Annotated in this window: 16 protein-coding genes; 5 read left to right on the top strand and 11 right to left on the bottom strand. The window is 70.1% G+C overall.

Annotated elements, in window-relative coordinates; all coding sequences use genetic code 11:
• Positions 1-139: 139 nt before the first annotated feature.
• Entirely contained in the window at positions 140-1,024 is an 885-nt protein-coding gene (locus NIE79_RS29925; protein WP_238681757.1) for an MHYT domain-containing protein, read from the top strand.
• A 78-nt stretch (positions 1,025-1,102) separates the two neighbouring features.
• Here NIE79_RS29925 and NIE79_RS29920 read toward each other — a convergent pair whose 3' ends face one another.
• From NIE79_RS29920 to NIE79_RS29910, 3 genes are all read right to left on the bottom strand, one after another.
• On the bottom strand, positions 1,103-1,972 hold the full coding sequence (locus NIE79_RS29920; protein ID WP_238681756.1) for an endonuclease/exonuclease/phosphatase family protein: 870 nt from the start codon (positions 1,970-1,972) through the stop codon (positions 1,103-1,105).
• Positions 1,973-2,106: 134 nt separating this feature from the next.
• Positions 2,107-3,051: an SMP-30/gluconolactonase/LRE family protein gene (locus NIE79_RS29915; protein WP_238681755.1), complete on the bottom strand. Its 945-nt coding sequence runs from the start codon at positions 3,049-3,051 to the stop codon at positions 2,107-2,109.
• 160 nt (positions 3,052-3,211) lie between these two features.
• Positions 3,212-5,548, bottom strand: coding sequence for a beta-L-arabinofuranosidase domain-containing protein (locus NIE79_RS29910; protein WP_238681754.1), 2,337 nt, complete (start codon positions 5,546-5,548; stop codon positions 3,212-3,214).
• A gap of 644 nt (positions 5,549-6,192) precedes the next feature.
• On the opposite strand from NIE79_RS29910, the gene NIE79_RS29905 reads away from it, so the two are divergent.
• Both NIE79_RS29905 and NIE79_RS29900 read left to right on the top strand, forming a co-directional pair.
• Positions 6,193-7,971, top strand: a complete 1,779-nt coding sequence (locus NIE79_RS29905) for a family 43 glycosylhydrolase (protein WP_238681769.1) — start codon at positions 6,193-6,195, stop codon at positions 7,969-7,971.
• A gap of 339 nt (positions 7,972-8,310) precedes the next feature.
• Positions 8,311-9,690 (top strand): glycoside hydrolase family 10 protein, encoded by a 1,380-nt coding sequence (locus NIE79_RS29900; protein WP_238681753.1) that lies wholly within the window; start codon positions 8,311-8,313, stop codon positions 9,688-9,690.
• 98 nt (positions 9,691-9,788) lie between these two features.
• Here the strand turns inward: NIE79_RS29900 and NIE79_RS29895 are convergent, their stop codons facing one another.
• The 3 genes from NIE79_RS29895 to NIE79_RS29885 all read right to left on the bottom strand — a co-directional run bounded on the left by NIE79_RS29895 (position 9,789) and on the right by NIE79_RS29885 (position 13,948).
• Positions 9,789-12,656 carry a glycosyl hydrolase gene (locus NIE79_RS29895; protein ID WP_238681752.1) on the bottom strand — a complete coding sequence of 956 codons (2,868 nt, stop codon included), beginning with the start codon at positions 12,654-12,656 and terminating at the stop codon, positions 9,789-9,791.
• 157 nt (positions 12,657-12,813) lie between these two features.
• Positions 12,814-13,212: an MmcQ/YjbR family DNA-binding protein gene (locus NIE79_RS29890; protein ID WP_238681751.1), complete on the bottom strand. Its 399-nt coding sequence runs from the start codon at positions 13,210-13,212 to the stop codon at positions 12,814-12,816.
• A 40-nt stretch (positions 13,213-13,252) separates the two neighbouring features.
• Complete coding sequence (locus tag NIE79_RS29885) at positions 13,253-13,948, bottom strand: DUF1223 domain-containing protein (RefSeq protein WP_238681750.1); 696 nt, start codon at positions 13,946-13,948, stop codon at positions 13,253-13,255.
• Positions 13,949-14,104: 156 nt separating this feature from the next.
• Here NIE79_RS29885 and NIE79_RS29880 point away from each other — a divergent pair, with 156 nt between their 5' ends.
• Positions 14,105-14,407, top strand: coding sequence for a GNAT family N-acetyltransferase (locus tag NIE79_RS29880; protein ID WP_238681749.1), 303 nt, complete (start codon positions 14,105-14,107; stop codon positions 14,405-14,407).
• Positions 14,408-14,430: 23 nt separating this feature from the next.
• On the opposite strand, the gene NIE79_RS29875 is transcribed toward NIE79_RS29880, so the two are convergent.
• Entirely contained in the window at positions 14,431-15,021 is a 591-nt protein-coding gene (locus NIE79_RS29875; protein WP_238681748.1) for a TetR/AcrR family transcriptional regulator, read from the bottom strand.
• Positions 15,022-15,186: 165 nt separating this feature from the next.
• Between NIE79_RS29875 and NIE79_RS29870 the strand changes: the two genes are divergently transcribed.
• Positions 15,187-15,903: an isocitrate lyase/PEP mutase family protein gene (locus tag NIE79_RS29870; protein ID WP_238681747.1), complete on the top strand. Its 717-nt coding sequence runs from the start codon at positions 15,187-15,189 to the stop codon at positions 15,901-15,903.
• 197 nt (positions 15,904-16,100) lie between these two features.
• Here the strand turns inward: NIE79_RS29870 and NIE79_RS34245 are convergent, their stop codons facing one another.
• The 4 genes from NIE79_RS34245 to NIE79_RS29850 form a co-directional block, all read right to left on the bottom strand.
• On the bottom strand, positions 16,101-17,264 hold the full coding sequence (locus tag NIE79_RS34245) for a helix-hairpin-helix domain-containing protein (RefSeq protein ID WP_372471890.1): 1,164 nt from the start codon (positions 17,262-17,264) through the stop codon (positions 16,101-16,103).
• A 278-nt stretch (positions 17,265-17,542) separates the two neighbouring features.
• Positions 17,543-18,892 (bottom strand): FAD-dependent oxidoreductase, encoded by a 1,350-nt coding sequence (locus tag NIE79_RS29860; protein ID WP_238681746.1) that lies wholly within the window; start codon positions 18,890-18,892, stop codon positions 17,543-17,545.
• Between the two features lies 1 nt (position 18,893).
• Positions 18,894-19,274 (bottom strand): TcmI family type II polyketide cyclase, encoded by a 381-nt coding sequence (locus tag NIE79_RS29855; protein WP_238681745.1) that lies wholly within the window; start codon positions 19,272-19,274, stop codon positions 18,894-18,896.
• Between the two features lie 94 nt (positions 19,275-19,368).
• Positions 19,369-20,166, bottom strand: coding sequence for an AfsR/SARP family transcriptional regulator (locus NIE79_RS29850; RefSeq protein WP_238681744.1), 798 nt, complete (start codon positions 20,164-20,166; stop codon positions 19,369-19,371).
• Positions 20,167-20,471 lie beyond the last annotated feature (305 nt).

Here is a 20,471-nt window from a genome sequence, read left to right as displayed (position 1 = left end):
CGAATCGACGCAGCGGACGGTCACTGCAACGGCACCCCTCGGATAGCCCGGGGGGCACTGTTGCGCCTGATCACAGCACCCCTGATCATTGCCGAGGCGTCTTGTTGACGCGTCGGTAACGAATGGGGAGAAAGCCGCCGTGGCGGAGATCAATCACTTTGAGTACGGGTGGATCACGCCCGCGCTGAGTTACGCGCTGTCCGTGCTCGGTTCGATCCTCGGTCTGGTCTGCGCTGGGCGCATCCGTACGGCCCGGACGAACGGTCAGCGGGCGTGGTGGGGTCTGCTGTCGGCCTGGGCGCTCGGCGGCACCGCCATCTGGGCGATGCACTTCATGGCCATGCTCGGCTTCGCCGTCGAGAACACCCGGATCCGCTACGACGTGCCGCTGACCGCGGCCAGCACGGCCATCGCCGTGGTGGCGGTCGGTATCGGTCTGGCCATCGTGGGCACCGGCCGGCTGAACCCGGTACGACTGATCGCCGCCGGCGTCTTCACCGGCGCCGGCGTGGCTTCCATGCACTACACCGGCATGGCCGCGATGCGCCTCAACGGCAGCCTCGGCTACGACACGGTCCGGGTCGTGCTCTCGGTGGTCATCGCCGTGGTGGCGTCCACCGTCGCGCTGTGGCTCGCGATGACCGTCCGGCGGGGGTTGGCGATCTTCGCCTCCGCGCTGGTCATGGGGATCGCCGTCAACGGGATGCACTTCACCGGCATGAGCGCCCTGTCGGTGCACCGCCACGAACGGGCAGGTGAGGTGACCGGCGCCGGGGTGAGCACCCTGCTGGTGCCGATCGTGCTGGCGGTGATCTTCGGGGTGGTCGGTCTGCTCTACGCGCTGCTCGCCGCTCCGACCGACGACGACCGAGCCGCTGCCGCGTACCTGGACGGGCGGCGGCTCTCGGAGCCGGCGGCCCCGGCGCCCACCGCTGCTCCCGACCCGGTCGGGTTGCGTGCTCGCTCCACCCTCGGCCAGCCCGGCACCCCGTTCCCGTCGCGCCGGGACACGCCGCCGCGCTGACACCGGGCGGCCGGCTTGCGCCAGGTTGCTGGCGGCCTCGTGGATCAGGCCGCAGCCGTGCCCCGCTACGGAGGTGGATCAGGCCGGCCGCCGGCCGGGTCGGCCGCGGTCGATGCTGAGGGTGACCAGCAGCCCCGGGTGGTCGGTCGCCCCGTACATGGGTACCAGGCTGCGACAGCAGAGCGCGATGTCGGTGGTGGCCGTGACGTGTTGCAGTCGGCCGTCGTCGATCCGCTGATGGCCCGGCGGAGTGCAGGACCGCACGTCGGGGTCGTGGCCGGCGCGCAGGTTGAGGTCGCCGGCCAGCACTGTGGGCTCGTATCCGGCGTTGCGGCTGATCGTCGGCAGGATGGTGTCGACCAGATGGTCGCACTGGGTGAGCGCGACGCGGTAGCCGGTGGCCGACAGGTGCGTGGTGCAGGCGAGCAGGCCGCCGTCGACGTCGACGCAGAGCCAGGCTCGTTCCTCGGGGTCCGCGAGGTCCTGTGTCGGATGGGTCCCGGCGTACACGGTGTTCGAGGTGGCCGGCGCCCGCACGTGGGCCAGCAGCCCGATGCCGAACCGCTGGCCGTTGCGGCAGCGGGTGTCGTCGCCGCTCGGACGGTCACCAGCGGCCTGGAACGCGGCCACGACGGTCCGCCCAGGGTGGACTGTTTGGAACACGCCGTGCAGGGCGGACACGTCAGGCTCGCAGATCTCGTTGAGGGTGACCAGGTCGGGTGCCTCCATGGTGATCACCTCGGCGGCTCTGGCCATCGCTCGGCCGGTGTAGCAGCCGGCGCGGCCACTGTTGCAGAGGTTCAGCTGGAGCATCCGTAGGACCGTGGGCTGCGCGGCGTCCCCGGCGAACGGTGATGTGGTCGGCCGGTTGGCCGGGAGTGCGGCGGCGGCGAGCAGGCAGCCCACGGCCAGGGTTCGGCGCAGGAACCGGTACGGACGGGCGGCCACACGGACTCCGGGGTGCACGAGGCGACAGTCATCGCCGAGGTGCGAGTGATCCTACCGGCGGCCGAATCGGCGGTCGGGATCCAGAAGGGTGGGCCCGAGGGGGCACGGGCGCGGCGCGTACCCCCTCGGGTCGCTCAGTGGGCGCGGACCGCGACGGTCGTGTACGGCGTGGTGGGGGTCGGCGGCGTGGTGAACCGGGCGTTGGGCAGGTACAGCCGGCCCAGCGCCTTGGCCACCGTGGTGGGAACGTCGAAGTTCGGATCGGTGATGGTGCCGGTGAGCGCTCCGGCGGTGCCGGCGTGGTTCAGCCGGACCACAGCGATCTGGTTGAGGCGGTTCTGCACGACGTAGAGGGTGCGGCCGAGCAGCAACAGTCCGTCGCCGTTGGTGAAGGTGTGGCCCGGCACGTCCACGACGGTGCTCGCGCCGGTCGCCGGGTCGACCCGGTACAGGGTGCCGGTGCTCGACTGGACGACGATCAGCGCCCGGCCGTCCGGTGTGGTGGCGATGCCGTTGAGGTTCACACCGGTGCCGACCTGCTCGTACGCGCCGGTCAGCGTGATCGTGGTGAACGCGTCGGCGGGCGGCAGCGCCCCGCCGCGACCGAGCGGCAGCCGGTAGAGAACCGGCCGGTTCGAGTCGGTGAAGTATGCCGCGTCGCGGGTCAGCACGACGTCGTTGACGAACGTCGGGGCGGTGGCGAACTGGTAGCGGGCCAGCACCTCGCCGGTGCGGGTGTCGAGCACGCGAGCGTCGCCGGCCGTGCCACCGGAGACGAAGAGCCGGCCACGTGAGTCGACCTTGAGGCCGAGCGACGGCGTGCCGGTGGCCGCGCCGATCGTCGTGCCCCGGCCGGTGACCAGGTCGACGCGCTGGATGGCACCGGTGGCGCGGGAGCCGAAGTAGGCGTACCGGCCGGCGGTGGCGATGCCCTCGGGCTGGAACCCGTCAGGGAGGGCGAGGACGGCCGGCGGCCGCCCTGCGGGGTGCGCCTGCGCCTGCGCCGGCGCGACGGCGACGGTGGCCAGCATGGCGGCGGTCAACGCGCCGCCGAGCGTGGTGCGGAGGGGGCGGTTCACTGTGCTCCTTCCGGGCGGAAGCGGCACGAGCCGACACGTCCGCCACGTTCACTGGGGCCAGGACCCTCCCCACTGTACGACCGCCGGCGGGCGCCCGCTCGGCGTCACCGGCGCGGCCTTCGGGTGACCGCGCCGGTGAGCCCGTCGAGCGGGGCGGAGATCAGGCGTTGCGGACCAGCCTCCACCGGTTGTCCGCGCTGCCGTTGTCCGGATCCTGCACGGCCTGCGCTCCCCAGGCGGTCGACCCGTTCAGGATTCCGAGCAGCTTGTTGCTGTTGACGTTGCGGATCTTGTAGGTGCCGTCGCCGTTGTCCACGAGGATCCACCGGTGATCGGCGGTGCCGTTGTCGGCCCACTGCATGACCCGGGCGTTGTCGGCGGTGGACATGTTCTCCACGCCCAGGACCTTGCCGCTGTTGACGTTGCGGAACCGGACGGCGTTGCCGTCGGTGATGACCACCCAGTTGTGGTCAGCGGTGCCGCTGTCGCTCCACTGCACGGCCAGACCACCGTCGGCGGTGGACATGTTCTGCACACCGAGGACCAGCCCGGTGCCGACGTTGACCAGGCGGTAGCTGCCGGTGGGGCCTCCGCTGCCGCTGGTGTTCCAGTAGACCGTGTAGTTGTAGCCGTGGGCGTCGTAGAAGGGGGCGAGGTTCACTGTGGACCCGTTGGCGCTGGCGGAGAACGCGAGCGAGCTGGTGCTGGTCCGGGTGATCGAGGAGACGGTGAGGGTGGGCAGGGTGCTCAGGGCCGTGTTGCCGTAGTTGCCGGCCAGCACCGAGGGGCCGTAGGTGACCGCGCCGACATTGGCGTTGTCGTTGGCGGCCTTGACGGCGAGCTGCATCGGCAGCCGCACCGTGATGGTGTCGCCAGCAGCCCAGGTACGCGTGACAGTGGCGTAGCTGCCCGGCGTGGTGGTGACGTTCTCCACAGCGCCGTTGACGGCGATCGTCGCGCCGCTGGTCCAGGACGGGATCCGCACCCGGATGCTCCACGACCCGCTCATCGAGCCGGACAGGGTCAGCGTGCTGGTGTCACTGACCGGGAAGCTGGTGGTCTGGGTGACAGTGATGCCGCGCTGCGTCCAGTTCAGCACCGACGGCGTGAACAGGTTCACGCTCAGTGTGGTGCCGTTGTAGAAGTAGATGGAGTCCATCAACCTCGTGTTGATCTCCAGGCCCGTGCCCTGGCAGCACCAGAACGAGTTGTAGTCGGTGCTCCAGGTGCCGCCACCCCACGCCGGGCCCACACCCCGACGTCCGCCCGGCCGCAGCGGGGTGAAGTAGGTGATGTGGCCGTGGCTGTCTGCCGGGTTCTGCCCGCCGATCAGGTGGTTGATCAGCGCGCGCTCGTAGAAGTCGAAGTAGTCCGCCCGGTTCGGGTCGAGCAGCCACAGCTCCCGGGTCAGCTTGAGCATGTTGAACGTGTTGCACTGCTCGCAGGTGTCGTTGCTGAGGTAGCCGGCGATCGCGTTGGGCGGCCGGAAGTGCTCCGCCTGGCTGTTGCCGCCGATGACGTAGGTGTGCGCGCCGACGGTGATGTTCCACGCGTTGCTGGCGATGTTCCGGTAACGGGTGGTCCCGGTGGCCTTGAACTCCCGGGCCGCGCCGATCCACTTGGGCACCTGCGTGTTGGCGTGCTTGCCGTTGAGCTGGTCCTGGTTGTTGGCCAGCGGGTCGAACACGGCGGCGTGGTCGAACCGCTGCGCGGTGGCGAGCCACCGGCTGTCGCCGGTCTGCTGGTAGACGTCGGCGAGCACGTCGTTCATGCCCCCGAACTCGGTGCCCAGCATCGACTGCATTTGGCTGGAGCTCAGTCGGCTCGTTCGGGTGTCGACCCAGCCGGCGAGGGACAGCAGCACCGTTCGGGCCTGGGTGTTTCCGATGTAGCGCCAGACGTCGAGCAGACCGGCGAGGGTCTTGTGGATGCAGTAGTAGGGCACGTTGCCGTTGGACAGCGTCCGTGCCTCGAGCGCGGTGAAGTCGGACTCCGGGAAGCCGGAGAGGTAACCCGCGCCGAACCCGGCGGCGGAGTTGTTGGCCTGGCACTTGGCCAACTCGGCCACCATGTAGTTGGCCTTGTCCCGGCAGGTCGTGTCGCCCAGCACCGCGTACGCGTACGCCCACGCGCTCAGGAAGTGGCCCTGCATGTGGGTCCGGAACGGGAAGTTCGGCGCGTCCCAGCCGCCGTTGGTGGCGGCGCCGTTCGTGGACAGCCGGTGGTTGGCGCGGAAGTTGTAGAGCATCCGGTCGACGTCGACGAACCGCAGGTAGTTGAGCGTGCGGGTCTGGTTGTCCATCCAACGGCCGGAGCTGAGTCGGACCTGACCCGGGTCGAAGGCGTACGCCGAGACGCCGATGTCGGACCGGGCCGGGGGCACGACGGCGGCGGACGCGCTCCCGGGGGAGATGGCGGCGCCAGTCGCGGAGACCACCACTGTGGCTCCGGCGGCCTGAAGCAGGTGGCGGCGGCTGAGGGGCGGGGGTGGTGGCATGGGGAACCTCCAGGTGGCCGGGTACGACGGGGCCGCCATCGATGGCGGTGGGTGGTCGGCGGTAAAGGAGCCGACGTCGGGTGCGGTGTGGTGGGTGGGACGTGGGTCGCCGTGGACGCCGGGTGCCCACCCCTGCGCTTATCGCGGCACATCGATGTGATCGCTAACATAGTTCGTCGTTAACACGCCCGCAACCCCCGGGGCACCTCGTCGACCCATCCCTGTGGCGGCCTGGCCCGGTGCCGCCTGGCTCGGGGGCAGCTATGGCCCGAAACGGACATCCACCCGGATCACGATCATCGGAGCGTGACAGTGGGTGACGGGATGCCGAGGGCTCCCGTCCGTTGACGTCCGTCCGGCCGCTCAGTACGGTGCATCGTAATTCTTCGATGTCAACGTCGATACATCAATGCTGCGATGTGGTTACGACGGTCATCCCGCCTCACATAAATCCAGGTCAGATGGGGGAGGGGGCATTCAGGAAAGGCTGTTAGCGCTAACACGTCCGCCAGTCACTGCGGTGGCTCACCCAGTCAGACATCGCGCACGGCGCACTCTCCGTAGGAGCAATAGTGGAAGTGAAAAACCGAACCACAACCCGGGTCGGCCACCGGACCAGTCGCGCCATCGCCTGGCTGGCCAGCATGGTCTGTGTTCTCGCACTGATCCCGGGCACGGCCAGGGCCGACAACCCCATCGTCCAGAACATCTACACCGCCGACCCGGCGCCGATGGTGCACAACGGCCGGGTCTACCTCTACACCGGACATGACGAGGACGGTTCCACCTACTTCACAATGCGTGACTGGCGGGTGTACTCGTCCGCCGACATGGTGAACTGGACCGATCATGGATCGCCGATGAATCTGGCGACGTTCGCGTGGGCGGACGCCAACGCGTGGGCCGGACAGGTCGTTCCGCGTAACGGAAAGTTCTACTGGTACGTGCCGGTGCGCCAGCGCTCCAACGGGCAGATGGTGATCGGCGTCGGCGTGGCCGACAGCCCGACCGGGCCGTTCCGCGACGCACTCGGTCGACCACTGGTCGGCAACAACGAAATCGACCCGCACGCGTTCATCGACGATGACGGGCAGGCGTATCTGTACTGGGGTAACCCGGGTCTGTGGTACGTGAAACTGAACCCGGACATGATTTCGTTCTCCGGCAGCGCGACCCGCATTCCCCTCACGACGGCGGGATTCGGTACCCGTAACGGCAATGCGAGTCGGCCGACGCTGTACGAGGAGGGCCCGTGGGTGTTCAAGCGCAACGGGTTGTACTACAACGTGTTCGCGGCGGAATGCTGCTCGGAGTTCATCGCGTATTCCACGGCGACCGGACCGACCGGGCCGTGGACCTATCGGGGAACGATCATGCCGCGGCAGGGCGCCAGCTTCACCAATCACGCGGGCGTGATCGATTTCCAGGGTGGTTCGTATTTCTTCTATCACAACGGGGCGTTGCCCGGTGGTGGTGGTTACACCCGTTCGGTCGCTGTGGAGAAGTTCAGCTACACCAGCAGTGGCCTCTTCCCGACGATCACGATGACGAACACGGGTGCCCCACAGGTGGGCACGCTGAACCCGTACGTGCGGCAGGAAGCCGAGACGATCGCGTGGGGCTCGGGGATCGAGACCGAGGCGTCCAGCGAGGGCGGGATGAACGTCGGTTGGATCGAGAACGGCGACTACATCAGGGTCAAGGGCGTCGCGTTCGGCGCGGGTGCCACCTCGTTCAGCGCCCGGGTCGCGTCGGCCACCAGCGGCGGCCGGATCGAGGTACGCCTCGACAGTGCCAGTGGTCCGACAGTGGGCACCTGCACAGTGGGTGGCACCAGCGGCTGGCAGACCTGGACCACCAGCACCTGCGCGGTCAGCGGAGCGACCGGCACCCATGATCTCTACCTGCGCTTCGCCGGCGGCAGCGGCAACCTGTTCAACATCAACTGGTGGCAGTTCGGCGGCACCGGCGGCGGTAGCACCACCAACCTGATCACCAACGGCGACGTGGAGAACGGCACGACGGGCTGGGGTGTGCACGGCAGCGGCACGCTCGCCCGGAACACCACTGTCGCGCACGGCGGCAGCGGGTCGCTGTCGATCACCGGCCGGACCGGTGCCTGGAACGGCCCTAGCCAGGACGTGACCGCCAAGCTCACCAACGGCAAGAGCTACACCACGAACGTCTGGGTACGAGCACAGAGCGGCACCCCGTCGGCGAAGGCGACCTTGTCGCTGACCGCGAACGGCACGACGAACTACCTCCAGCTGACGCCGGCGGTGGGGGTGAACGTCAACGGCTGGACCCTGCTCACCGGCACCACGACCGTGTCGTGGAGCGGCACGTTGTCCAGTGCCGCCTTCTACGTGGAGACGGCCGACGGCACCGACAGCCTCCTCGTCGACGACGCCTCGTTCCAGTGACGGGTGCTGCCGGAGCCGTGCTCGGCGCGGCTCCGGCAGCACGGCGACGTGCCCCACCACTGCGACGGAGCGACAGGTGCCCGGCGCTGTTGGTTACGACTTGACGAACGGCATGTTATCGCTCACAGTCGATGGTTGAGGGTAGCTGCACCCGTGGTTCACCGGGCGAACCTGCTGTGGCACCTCGGCCCGCGACGTCCGCCCAGGGCATGCCGGACGTCGGGTCAGGACTCCCCGCACCGCTGCCGCGACGGCGACCGTTGCTGACGTCTCCCATGTCGCAGGAGCAGATTCGGGCGTGCGTCTCCATCGCTGCACCACCACAGAGAAGGAATCCGCATGAATCACAGAAGAGCCCTGCGGGCGGCGGTGACCGTCGCGGTCACCGGCGCCCTCGCCGCCGCCATGACGATGACGCTGACCTCCACGGCCAGCGCCGGCACCACCCTCCGGGCCTCGGCGGCCGAGAAGGGCCGTTACTTCGGTGCAGCCGTCGCGACCGGCAAGCTGTCCACCAGCGCGTACGTGACCGTCCTGAACCGTGAGTTCAACAGTGTCGTGGCCGAGAACGAGATGAAGTGGGACGCCACCGAGCCGCAGCAGGGTCAGTTCCGGTACACCGGTGGTGATCGTCTGGTCAGTCACGCGCAGGCCAATGGCATGAGTGTGCGGGGCCATGCGTTGTTGTGGCACCAGCAGGAGCCGGGTTGGGCGCAAAGCATGTCGGGCAGCGCGTTGCGCAGCGCGATGATCAACCACGTCACGCAGGTCGCGACGCATTTCCGGGGGAAGATCTATGCCTGGGATGTGGTGAACGAGGCGTTCGCCGATGGCGGTAGCGGTGGGCGTCGGGACTCGAACCTTCAGCGCACCGGCAACGACTGGATCGAGGCGGCGTTCCGGGCTGCGCGGGCGGCGGATCCGGGTGCGAAGTTGTGTTACAACGACTACAACACCGACGGGGTCAACGCGAAGTCGACGGGCATCTACAACATGGTGCGGGACTTCAAGTCCCGTGGCGTGCCGATCGACTGTGTGGGCTTCCAGTCGCACCTGGGCACCTCGCTGGCCGGTGACTACCAGGCCAACCTCCAGCGGTTCGCCGATCTCGGTGTGGATGTCCAGATCACCGAGCTGGACGTGATGACCGGCGGAAACCAGGCCACCATCTACGGCGCCGTCACCCGCGCCTGCATGAACGTCTCGCGCTGCACCGGCATCACGGTGTGGGGTGTACGGGACTGCGACTCGTGGCGTGGATCGGACAACGCGCTGCTGTTCGACTGCAACGGCAACAAGAAGGCCGCGTACACGAACGTTCTGAACGCCCTCAACGCCGGGCCCTCCATCCCCACGGACCCGCCGACGAACCCGCCGACCGATCCGCCGACGGACCCGCCGACCGACCCGCCGACGGACCCACCGGCGGTTGGTTGTTCGGCATCGGTGTCCCTGAACTCGTGGACCGGTGGATTCGTGGCCACCGTGAAGGTGACCGCCGGCTCCGCCGGCACGAGCGGGTGGAACGTCGGCTTCACGCTCCCGAGTGGCGCCAGCGTCACCAACACCTGGAGCGCGACGGCCAGCGGCTCTACCGGCACTGTGCGGTTCGCCAACGTGAACTACAACGGCCGGCTCGGCGCGGGCCAGGTCACCGAGTTCGGCTTCCAGGGCACCGGCAGCGCCTCCGGCGTCACGCCGACCTGCACCGCCTCGTGATCACCCGATGACCGACTGAACAATCGACGTCGGCCGGTGCGGAGGACCGATCCTGGTCCTCCGCACCGGCCGACGTCATGTCGCGCCGTGCCTGTCGATCAGGAGTACGGAAGCCGCAGCACCGACTGGTTGCCGATGCCCACTGTGGTCGGGTTGTTGCCGATCGCCGACCAGACCTCCACCCGGACCGTGCCGTTGCTCAGCGCGCCCAAGGTGCCGGTGGCCGAGGACAGGCCCGCGTTCTGCGTGTAGTGCTCGTAGCCGGTGACCGGGTCGGTGGCGAAGTAACGCAGCGTCTCCACCCGCTCCCAGCTGCCGTTGCCGGTGAGGTCGTAGGAGATCCGCACCTGCACGCCGTTGCCGACCGCCGTCCCGGCGTCCACGAACAGGTCCAATGCCGTCTGCCCGCCGGTGTAGGCGAGGTTGAGGCCGGTGGCCGTGAAGACCTGGGCGTTGGTGGGCGTACCGTCGTGGTTTCCGTTTGCCGCCGCGACCGTCGTCGTGGCCGCGCTACCGGCGGCGCCCAACCCGCCCCCGGGCAGCAGGTACCGCGTCGGGTTGCCCGGGGTCGTCGGCGGGTCGGTCGTCGGCGGGGGGTCCGTCGGCGTCGTCGGCGGGACACCTCCGGCCGCGTTGCCGCCACTCCAGGTGTACGCCCCGGTGGTGGCCGTCTTGCCGGCGCCCACGCTGAGCGTGGTGCCGTTGGAGAACGTCACAGTGATCGGCGTCGCCGTCGGGTTCGACGCCACGTAGGTGCGGGCCCCGTTGCGGGAGAAGACCGCGGACAGCGGATGGTTTCCGGTCACCGTCGTGTCGACATTGCCGAGGGCGGCGAGGTTACGGATCCAGTGGAACGTGTGTGCCCGACTCTCGCCCTCCTCCGGGGTGTAGCCCGGGTTCGCGCGGAGGTTCGCCAGCGCCGCGTCGGGGTCGCCGAGGGCCTGGAACTGCCAGAGGATGTCCTGCCACACCGTCGGTTGTCCGCCGTTGTTGCGGACGAGTTCGGCGTAGTTGGTCCGCACGTACGCCGGGTTGTTGCCCAGGTAGAGGTGCCCGCCGGTGACCGGGAGCAGGTTGATGCCCTGGATCATCTCCGGCTCGCCGCTGAACCAGGTGGCGTACGCGCCGCCGTCACCCCAGACCATGCCGACCGTTGAGTGCCCGAAGGCGGCGGGGAAGTTCTGGTCGCTGACATCGAACCAGTACTCCTGGATCGCCGCGGCCTGGGTGGTGTAGAGGAAGACGCCGGCGTCGCGGACGGCAGTGTTACCCGTCGTCTGCCCCCACTGGATCAGGGCGCTCGCGAAGTTCATCCCCTCCGACGACGACTCCTGGTTGTTGCCGGAGCCGAACGAGCCGTGCCCGGACGCCCAGTCGTGACCGGCGTAGATGTCGAAGTCGCGCAGGTACGGGAACTGGGTGTCGCCGCGGCGGTAGTTGTTGGCGTCGCGGATCAGCAGGTCGACCATGCCGCCGTAGCGGCTGGTGGCCGCCCAGGCCGGGTCGAACTTCGCCAGCGTCGCGGCGGCGGCGATGTAGTAGCCGTAGTGGAAGTGGTGGTCGTTGAGCTCCTGGTCCGACCCGTACGACGCCGGGTAGCCGATCAGGGTGCCCCAGTTGCTGTCGTAGTAGAAGACCCGGCTGGTCTTGCCGCTCGACGCGGTGAACCAGTCGGTGAGCGTGCTACGGATCGCGTTCAGCGCGCTGTCGCGCGTCGTGGTGTCGTTGACCAGGTCGGCCATCTCGGCGATCCGCGCGGCGCGGCCGAGCCCCTTGCCGGTCCAGTAGGTGTCGTTGCCGCGTTGGTCCATCGGGTTGGCGCGGGTGGCGGTCAGGTGCCCGGTGAGCGTCGACAGGTCACCACCGCTGCCGTCGCCGACGGCCGGCAGTTCCGGCAGGATGCCCTGGAACTTCATGGCGGTGCGGAACTGGTTGACGCCGGTGAGCACCTTCATCCGGCCGCGCGCCGACGGGTAGGTCGGCGTGATCGCTGTGGAACCGCTCAGCGACTTCCACTGGTGCGGGTAGAGGCTGACCACCGTCTGCGTGGCGGTGCCCTCCCGGGCGGTCGTGGTGAACGCGTACGTGGTGGTCAGGCCGCTGGTCGCGGGATTGTAGGCATACGACACCTGGGTGCCGGTCACGTGGGCGTGCGCGTACTGGCCGTAGGTCGCGGCCAGTGCGGCGCGCTCGGTCGCGCTGGACGTCGGCGGCAGCAGGGCCACGGAGAAGTAGCCGCGACCGGCCAGGGTGGACGAGATCCGGCCGGAGGCCACTGTCCAGTTGGCGCCGCTGGGCGCGAACCCGACGTAGTCGTGGCCGTTGACCCGGAAGCCGATGGTGGCGCCGCTGTTGGACCAGACGTCGGGGGTGCCGGCGGTGCTGATCTGCGCGTTCCCGCCGGTGGTCTGGAAGTACGCGAAGGGCAGACCGTGGCCGATGGTCGCGCGCATGGTGCGCGTGCCGTCGCTCCAGTGCGGGCTGACCGTCCAGTCCGTCCAGCCGTCGACCTTCACCAGTGGTGCGGCGAGCCCGGCCACACCGACCCGGATGTCCTGCACGTACGGGTAGTGGAACTCACCGACACCGGTGGCGGTGCCGCTGATGGCGGGCGTGGAGTTGGCGGAGAAGCCGAGCCCGTCGCCGAAGGTGTCGTACGAGATCGGGTGGGCGTGCAGCGGCTCACTGAAGGAGCAGTCGGTGCGCTTCCACAGCAGTGAGGACCACCAGTCGTTGGTGGGGATCGGCCCGGCGGGCGCGTTGGCGGTGGCGAACTGACGGGGGTTGCTGGACATCGCGCCGCAGCCGCTGGGGAGCGCGCCGACCGGGGTGGTGGTGTAGCTGCCGGCGCCGACGGGCGCGGCCTCGGCTGCGCGGGTGACCGGGATCGTGAGGCCGCCGACGACCAGGGCCAGCGCGGTGGCGGCGGCCAGGGCCCATCGGCGGTGGGGGACGGGAGGTTTCATCGTGCCTCCATCGCGCGCGCCGGGTGCGGCCCTTGCCGGGTCCAGCGCTTTGCGTCTGAATTGGGGGGAAGGTCAGGTGAGAGAGCGCTCTCTCGGCAACGGTAATGGAGTACCGAGATCCCCGTCAATGTGTCCAACCCGTTGCGTGCTGATGTCGCTATTTGCCGGCGCCCGCACGGTCGCCCAGTGGCTCGCCCGCACGGTCGCTCACCAGCGAGTCCGGCACGCGCATCCGCCACGCGTCGGTCACCAGCTCGGTCAGCCGGTCCAGGTCGACCGCCGCCAGGCGCAGCAGCACCAGGGGCAGGCCGTCGTAACCGGGCGCGGTGAAGAAGACCTCGGGCTCCCCGAGCAGGAGAGCCTGCTTCTCGGCCTCGTCGCCGACGAACAGCACCGCGACGTCGAGCCGGAGCACCCGCGGCTTGCCCGGTATCCGCTCCGGATAGGACCAGACGAAGCCCTTGTCGGCCACCCGGTAGTCGAAGCCGTCACTGGCGATCTCCACCGTGTGGGGCAGGCCCAACGCCACCCGGCGTACGTCGTCCGCGTCAGCCACCGAGCCCCCTCGCACCGCGCACCATCCGCATGCGCCGAGATTACGCGGTGGACAGCTCGATGGTCGTGGCGCCGACGATCGCCCGTTCGCCGTTCTCCTGGACATAGCCGACCACGCTGGCGCTGCGTGGATCGAGGCCAGGCGGTGTCGCCAGCTCCACCTGCCCCCGCTCGGCGTCCAGGCCCACCGACCGGAAGGCGCGCACGACGTTGTCCTGCCGCAGCGTCCGCCCGGCGTTCTCCCCCCGGGCGATCTCGCTGGTCAGGTCCCGTTCCACGACCGCCACGTGCAGCACCGCGCGCTCCGGCGGCTGTTCGGTGCGGTAGTCCACCATCACCCGGTCATTGCCGAGGTTGGCGATGGAGAGCGCCACTGGTGTGGTGGCCGTCGAGGCCATGGCGGACATGATCGCGGCGGCCGCCCGCCGGCGATCGGAACCGACGAACTCGACGGTGCCGTTGACGACCATCTGCGGGGTGTACAGACCTCGGGTACCGAACGCGCGGGCGTACGCCTCCTGCCGCGCGGTGTACGCCGCGTCCGCGAACTGGTCGGGCCAGCCCAGGTCGTCCCAGTAGTCGACGTGGAACCCGAGGGCGAAGACGTTCTGGCCCCGTTCCCGTGCGTCGCGCTCGATCTCGCTCAGCAACTCCTCCGCGGGAGGGCAACTGTTGCAGCCCTGGGACGTGAACATCTCGACGACGGCGAAGCCGCCGTCCGTCGATGGGTTCGTCATGTGGCGTGTCTCCTCCCACTGTCGTGCCCGGCGATGGCGCGTCTCCCGGTGCCCGGCGGCGTTGCGTCTCCCGTTTCGGCCGAGACAATGCGCGGGGGTCGCGTCCCCGGCCGGCCTCGCGGGTGGCGCCGCCGGGGCGGGTGGTTGGATGGTCGGGTGCAGTTCACAGTGACAGACGCGCCGGCGCGGGAGCGTTTCGAGGCGCGCGACGAGGCGGGCGCGGTCGTCGGGTTCGTCACCTACCAGCTGACCGGCTCGATCATCGCCTACACCCACACCGAGGTCGATCCGGCGTACGAGGGCAAGGGCCTGGGGTCGACGCTGGCGCGGGCCGTGCTGGACGACGCGCGGAACAAGGGCCGGACCGTCGTGCCGATCTGCCCGTTCCTCGCCGACTGGGTGGTCAAGCACCCGGAGTACGAGAGCATCGTGGTCCGGTCCACCCGCAAGATCAAATAACCGCAGCCCCTGGTCGCGTGGTGTCAGGCGTCCGGTAGGAGCTTGGCGGCGAGGGTGCGGGCCGTCGCGGTCAGCGTGTCGATGCCCAGCCCCGTCCGCCCCATGAACACCAGGCCCTGCTGAGCCGCGAGCAACGCCCGCGCCGTCTCGACCGGGTCGACGTCGCGCGGCAGGTCACCCTCGTCCTGGGCCCGCCCGACGCTCTCGGCGACCAGGGCGGTCGTCGCCTCGTAGGTGCGCCGCGCCTCGGCGAGAACGTCGGGGTCGCTGGTGGCGAGTTCGGACGTGCTGTTGGCCATGAGGCAGCCGCGTCGGGCGGCAGCTCCACCCGGATCGTTCACCGGCGCCATGACGAAGGCGCGCAGCGCGTCCAGGGCACGGGGAGCGGACGTGAGCATCTCGCGCAGGTAGCCGCCGCTGGTGTCGGTGTATTCCCGCAACGCCCGCAGGAACAGTCGGTGTTTGTCGCCGAAGGCGCCGTAGAGGCTGCCCTTGCCGAGCCCGCTGACGCGCACCAGGTCCTCCAGCGAGGTCGCCGCGTAGCCGGCGTCCCAGAACTGGTCCCGGACGGCGCGGATCACCTGCTCCTCGTCGAACTGCCGTGGCCTGGCCATGTGACCAGCGTAGCAATTATTGACCGTACGGTCCACCAAACGTATGGTGGGCGAGTTCCTGGCCAGCCCCGCGGCCTCGTCCATCACCGGCGCCGTGCTTGACTCCAACGGCGGATACACCGCCTGAGTTCCGCCCCTCCGCAGCCCCGTCGGGAGACCACAACGATGACAGCCTCCATCTTCCGTGCCCTGCACCACGACCGTGCCGCCGGTGACCCGCTCGTCCTGCCGGGCCCCTGGGACGCGGCCAGCGCCCGAGTGCTGGCCGACGCCGGTTACCCGGCGCTCGCCACCCCCAGCGCGGGTGTCGCCGCCTCGCTCGGCTACGAGGACGGCGCGACCCCGCCGGACGAGATGTTCGCGGCGGTCGCGCGCATCGTCCGGGCCGTGTCCGTTCCCGTCTCCGCCGACGTCGAGGGCGGTTACGGTCTCGCCCCCCGCGAGCTGGTCGGACGCCTGTTGGAGGCCGGTGCCGTCGGCTGCAACCTGGAAGACTCGGAGGGGTCCGCCACCCTCAAGGACCCCCGGCGGCACGCCGACTGGCTGGCCGAGGTGCGCGCGGAGGCGGGCGACGCCCTCTTCATCAACGCCCGCGTCGACACCTTCCTGGTCGGCACGGGTGACCCGGCCGATGCTGTGGAACGCGCCCGTCTCTACGTGGCTGCCGGCGCCGACTGCGTCTACCCGATCCTGGCGCCGTCGCAGGTGCTCCCGCAGTTGCGGGAGGGCATCTCCGGGCCGATCAACATGGCCGCCGGCCCGGACCGGGAGTCCGTGGCCGAGCTGGGCCGGCAGGGCGCCACCCGCATCACCTTCGGTCCAGGAATGCAGCGGTACGCGATGGCGTCGATCGGTGACCTCGCGGCCGAGCTGCGCGCCTGAGCCTGGACGTCACCCGCGCCGCGGGGTGATCGACTCGGGTCTCGGGAAGTCGGGGTGTCCCGGTCGGGTGGATCGCGCGGTTTCCTGAATGCCGAGTCGATCACCCGGTGAGCGGCGGGGGCATCCTCGGCCACCTACGGCCGAGCCCCCGGCGCGCCGTCGCGGTGGACGGTTGCCGGGGGCTCGAATGCAGGCGATCAGCCCTGGTTGCTGCCCGGCAGCAGCGAGGCCATCTCGTCGCCGGCACCGGCGAGCACGCGGGCCTGCTGCGGCCAGCTGGCCAGCCCCGGTGCGGCGCGCAGGCCGGCGGCCCGGATCAGGTCACGCAGAGCCGGCTCGTCCAACTCGCCGAGCTGGCCGTACGTGCGCACGCCCGCGTCCTGCAACGCGGCCGCCATCTTCGGCCCGATCCCCTGGATCCGGCGGAAGTCGTCGGCCGGGCCCGTCGGGTCGGCGTCGACGTTGCCGATCGCCGCGTCGGCGGCCGAACGGACCGGAGGGGTGGCGGTGCTGACCGGTCGGACCGGTGGCGTGGCCACCGTCGACCGCTCGGCCTCCGCGTCGGCGACCACGGGCTCGGCGTTCACGGAATCGGCGTGCACCGGCTCGGCATCGGACGTACCTGCGGTCGTCAACGCCCCTGCCGGCGTCGCGTCGACCGCCGTCGCCGTGGTTTCCACGTCGTCGGCCGGGGTGGCCGCTACCGGCGCATCGTCGACCGGCGTCGTGTCGACCGGCGTCGTGTCGGCGGGCGTGGTGTCGGCGGGCGTGGTGTCGGCGGGCGTGGTGTCGGCCGGGGTTGCCGCTACCGGCGCATCCTCGACCGGCGTCGTGTCGACCGGTGCCGTGTCGGCGGACGGGATATCGTCAGCGGGCTGGCGGGGAGCGACCACGGCCGCCGGGGCGGGCTGCTCGTCGGCAGTGACCGGCTCGGGGGCCGATTCCACGTCCGGCTCCTGCCGCAGCTCAGCGGCGTCGGGCTGCTCGTTGGCCGGAACCGGCGGCGGGTCCTCGGTCAGGGCCATGTCCGCCGAGTCGACGGTGCTCGGGGCGTCCGCCGGCACGGGCACCGGGGTGGGACCGTCCGGTTCGGTCAGCGCGCCAGGCGCGCTGACCGTGTCGACCGGTACCGGCTCGTCGGCGACCGCGACCGGTGCCGGGTCGACGGCGGCCGCAGGCCGGGCCTCGTCGGTGGTGGCAGCCGGCGTGGGCGTGTTGATCACGGCCAGACCGGCGACGGGGTCACCATCCACAATCGAATTGCCCTGTACGCCCCGCCGGCCGCGCAGCAGCCACCCGGCGGCCAGGCCCAGCAACAGTGCCAGTACCACTATCAGCGAGTGTCCGAAAGACCACGCCACGGCGAACCTCCCTCTCAGCTCGTTGGAAAAGTCACGAGAAAAACTCGCCGCAGCTTCGCACACGCGTATTGCCGCCGACAGGCAGGATCGGCCGTCAGCGGTGCGGGTGGGACAGCCACCTCAGCCGGTGCCTGCCGGGTGACACAGCGTCGCCCGATCACACCAAAACCCGACCCGGTGAGACCGGGCCGGGCACGGATCGGTCGGCGGAGCGCTCCGGACACGATGAGACCCGGGCCCGGCGTGAGACGCCGAGCCCGGGTCGGGCGATGCGGAATTCAGTCCCGGTCGCCCTCGTAGGTGTGGAAGTCGTCGACGAACCGGCGACGGAGCCGTGGGACCCGGCTGGTCACTCCGAAGTAGCCGCGCGCGCCGAGCAGCGCGAGCCGTCCCACCACAGGTCGGTACATCCGGTCGTCGCCGCTGGTGCCGCTGCGGTTCAACGATTCGGCGACCCGGGCGAAGCCGTACGGCGCCATCACGGCCTCGTAGTCGGCGACCGCCTGGAGCAGCGTCTTGTCGCCGGCGGTGGCGCGGCTCAGCTGTGCGCAGAGAAGGCGGGCGTCGCGCAGCGCGGTGTTGGCGCCCACACCCCGACCCGGGGTCATGGTGTGGATGGCGTCGCCGAGCATGGTGACGGTGCTGCTCTTCCAGGGCGGCACCGGTTCGGACGTGGACACTTTGATCGGCAGGGCGCTGGCCGGGTCCGCGTGGGCGAGAAGCTCCCGTAGGTACGGGTGCCAGTTCGAGGTGAGGTCGAGGGCGACCTGCACCAGGTCCTCGCCGCGGCGTTCCATGATGTCGGCCGGGAACCGGTTGGCCGCACTCCAGATGATCAGGTTGATGTTGTCGGTGGTGGTGTCGTGGGCCAGACCGGGCCAGTCTCGAAGCAGTGCGGCGTCGGGCTCGCCGACGCCGGGCTTGATGGCGCGTTCGGCGTCCCACTTGAACTCCATGACGTGCAGCACGCCCATCATCCCGCCGACGCCGAAGATCAGCGAGATGCCCTGCTGGACCCGCTGCGGGATGAGGCCGCTGGTGTGCGGGGTCAGCGGGATCCGGGTGGCGATGTTGATCGTCCCGGCGTCGCTGGTGAGGGCGTGCGGCAGGTACTGGCGGCGTACTGCGGAATGGGTACCGTCGGCCGCCACCAGCAGGTCGCCGGTGGCGCTGGTGCCGTCGGCGAAGTGCGCGGTGACGGTGCCGTCGTCGCGCTGCTCGTACCGGGTGAAGGTCTTGTCGAAGTGCACCACGTCCTCCAGGCCGGTCAGCAGCACCTGGCGCAGCACCATCCGGGCCACGGAGTGTTCGGTGCGTACCGGGTCGGTGCTCGGCCGCAGCGCGAACGATGCGGTCTGGCGCAGCCCCTGGGTGACGACGTTGAAATAGTGCGGCGGCCGGGCGCAGGTGGCCAGGAAGGTGGCGAACAGCTCCGGGGGCAGGCACTCCCGCAGCGCCCGGCTACCGGTGGGGCCGATGCCGACCCGGTAGCCGAGCAGCCCCTCGGCGCGGTCGCGGTGTCGTTCGTAGACGGCGACGCTGATCCCGGCGCGGCGCAGGCCGTGCGCCAGGCACAGCCCGCCTGTGCCCGCGCCGATGATCAGGACGTGCGGCGGCGCGGCGGACATGTCAGCCGGCCGGGTGCGCGGCGGGCGCCTCGGTGCTGGCCGGGCGCGGAGCGGGCAACTCGGCTGCGTCCCAGCGGTAGAAGCAGCCGGCGATCGCGTCCCGGGGGGAGCGCCAGGTCGGCAGGTACGGCGACGTGTGCGCGGAGAGCCGCTCGTTGACCTGCTGGAAGAGCGGGTGGTTGCGGGCCGCCGCGAGCGCGTCGGGGTCGACGTCGTCCGAGGTCTCCAGCAGGTGCACGCACAGGTCGTGCAGGCAGTACAGGGATCGGTGCGTGACACCGGTCAGGCTGGGGAGTTCGGTGGCGTCGGACTCGGCGAAGATCTGCGCGACGCGACCCTCCGCTCCCGGGATGATCCGGCTGACGATCAGTAGACGACTCATGGGACCCCTTCCGCCGGTGGCCTGCCCGAACCCTCGGGGATCGGTGCCACGTGCACTGTGCGCCCACAGTGCCGCACCGCCTGTCACATCACCGTCACGTACGCCGAACGGCCGGTGACGGGCGGTCGGTGATGGCCTCGCGGCTGGCCTGGCGGATCGGGGCGAGGGTGTCGTCGAGCAGGGCGGACATGGCGGGGCTCGGCTCCAGCCGCAGCTCCCGACGTAGCAGGTCCCGGTAGACGTAGAAGGCGTGCACAGCTTCGAAGGCGTTGCCCTCGGCCAGGTGGATGCGGACCACCAGTCGGTGTGGTGTCTCCCGTAACGGCTCGGCGGCCATCGCCTCCAACGCGGCTTCGAGGGCCTCGCCGTGCCGCCCCGCGGCCAGGTGGTGCCCGGCCACCTGTTCCAGCATGTGCAGGCGGAGTTGGCGCAGGCGTTCCCGGTCCAGCAGCACCCAGTCGTCGTACCAGCCGGGCAGGAGATCGTGCCGCCCGGCGGCGAGCGCCCCGGCCGCTGTGCGCGGGTCGTCGCCGTCCCGGACCCGGGCCGCGGTGCCGACCAGGTCGTCCACGTCGAGCCGGACCGCCGAGCCGAGGCGTACGGTGTCGCTGGCCACTGCAATCGGGCAGCACGGGTCCTGTCGTAGCCGCCACAGGGCGGTGCGCAGGGAGGACAGCGCCCGTTCCTCCGACGCGTCCGGCCAGAGCAGCCCGGCGAGCTGGCTGCGGGTGGCGCCGGGGCGGAGCCCGATCAGCGCGATCACCCGTTGCAGCCCGCGCGGCACCACGACCGGCACCGCCTCGCGGAGGAGTCGGAAGCCACCGAGCAGGTGCAGTGAGACGCCCTCGTCGGGCGGTTCTCCGGCGGTCGGCACGGACGTATCAGCGGCCACGGCGGCACCCCCTGCGGAACGCTCGTCCCGACTGTCTGCTGTGTCCCGGATCGGTTGCCCTCGACGCCACTGTCGACCCCGCCGATCGCGGCGTGGCCGGGCGCGGCCCCGCCCGCCGAGGCCGCCGGGCTGACCACGCTGAAGATTATCAATAATGGTCACGTTGCGTCAACGCTGGCGTGGACCTTCTATTAGCGACAGTCAACCCGAGATCGGTTCTGAACTGCACAAACATTAGCGCTTGCAGCACACCGGGCACATAGCTGATACACAGGTTGCGTCAACGCAGCGTCACCACCATCCGT

It is taken from the genome of Micromonospora trifolii (assembly GCF_022229005.1).
Lineage (GTDB): Bacteria > Actinomycetota > Actinomycetes > Mycobacteriales > Micromonosporaceae > Micromonospora > Micromonospora trifolii.
The sequence above is the reverse complement of the archived record's forward strand: the minus strand, read 5'-3'. Positions and strand labels throughout refer to the sequence as shown.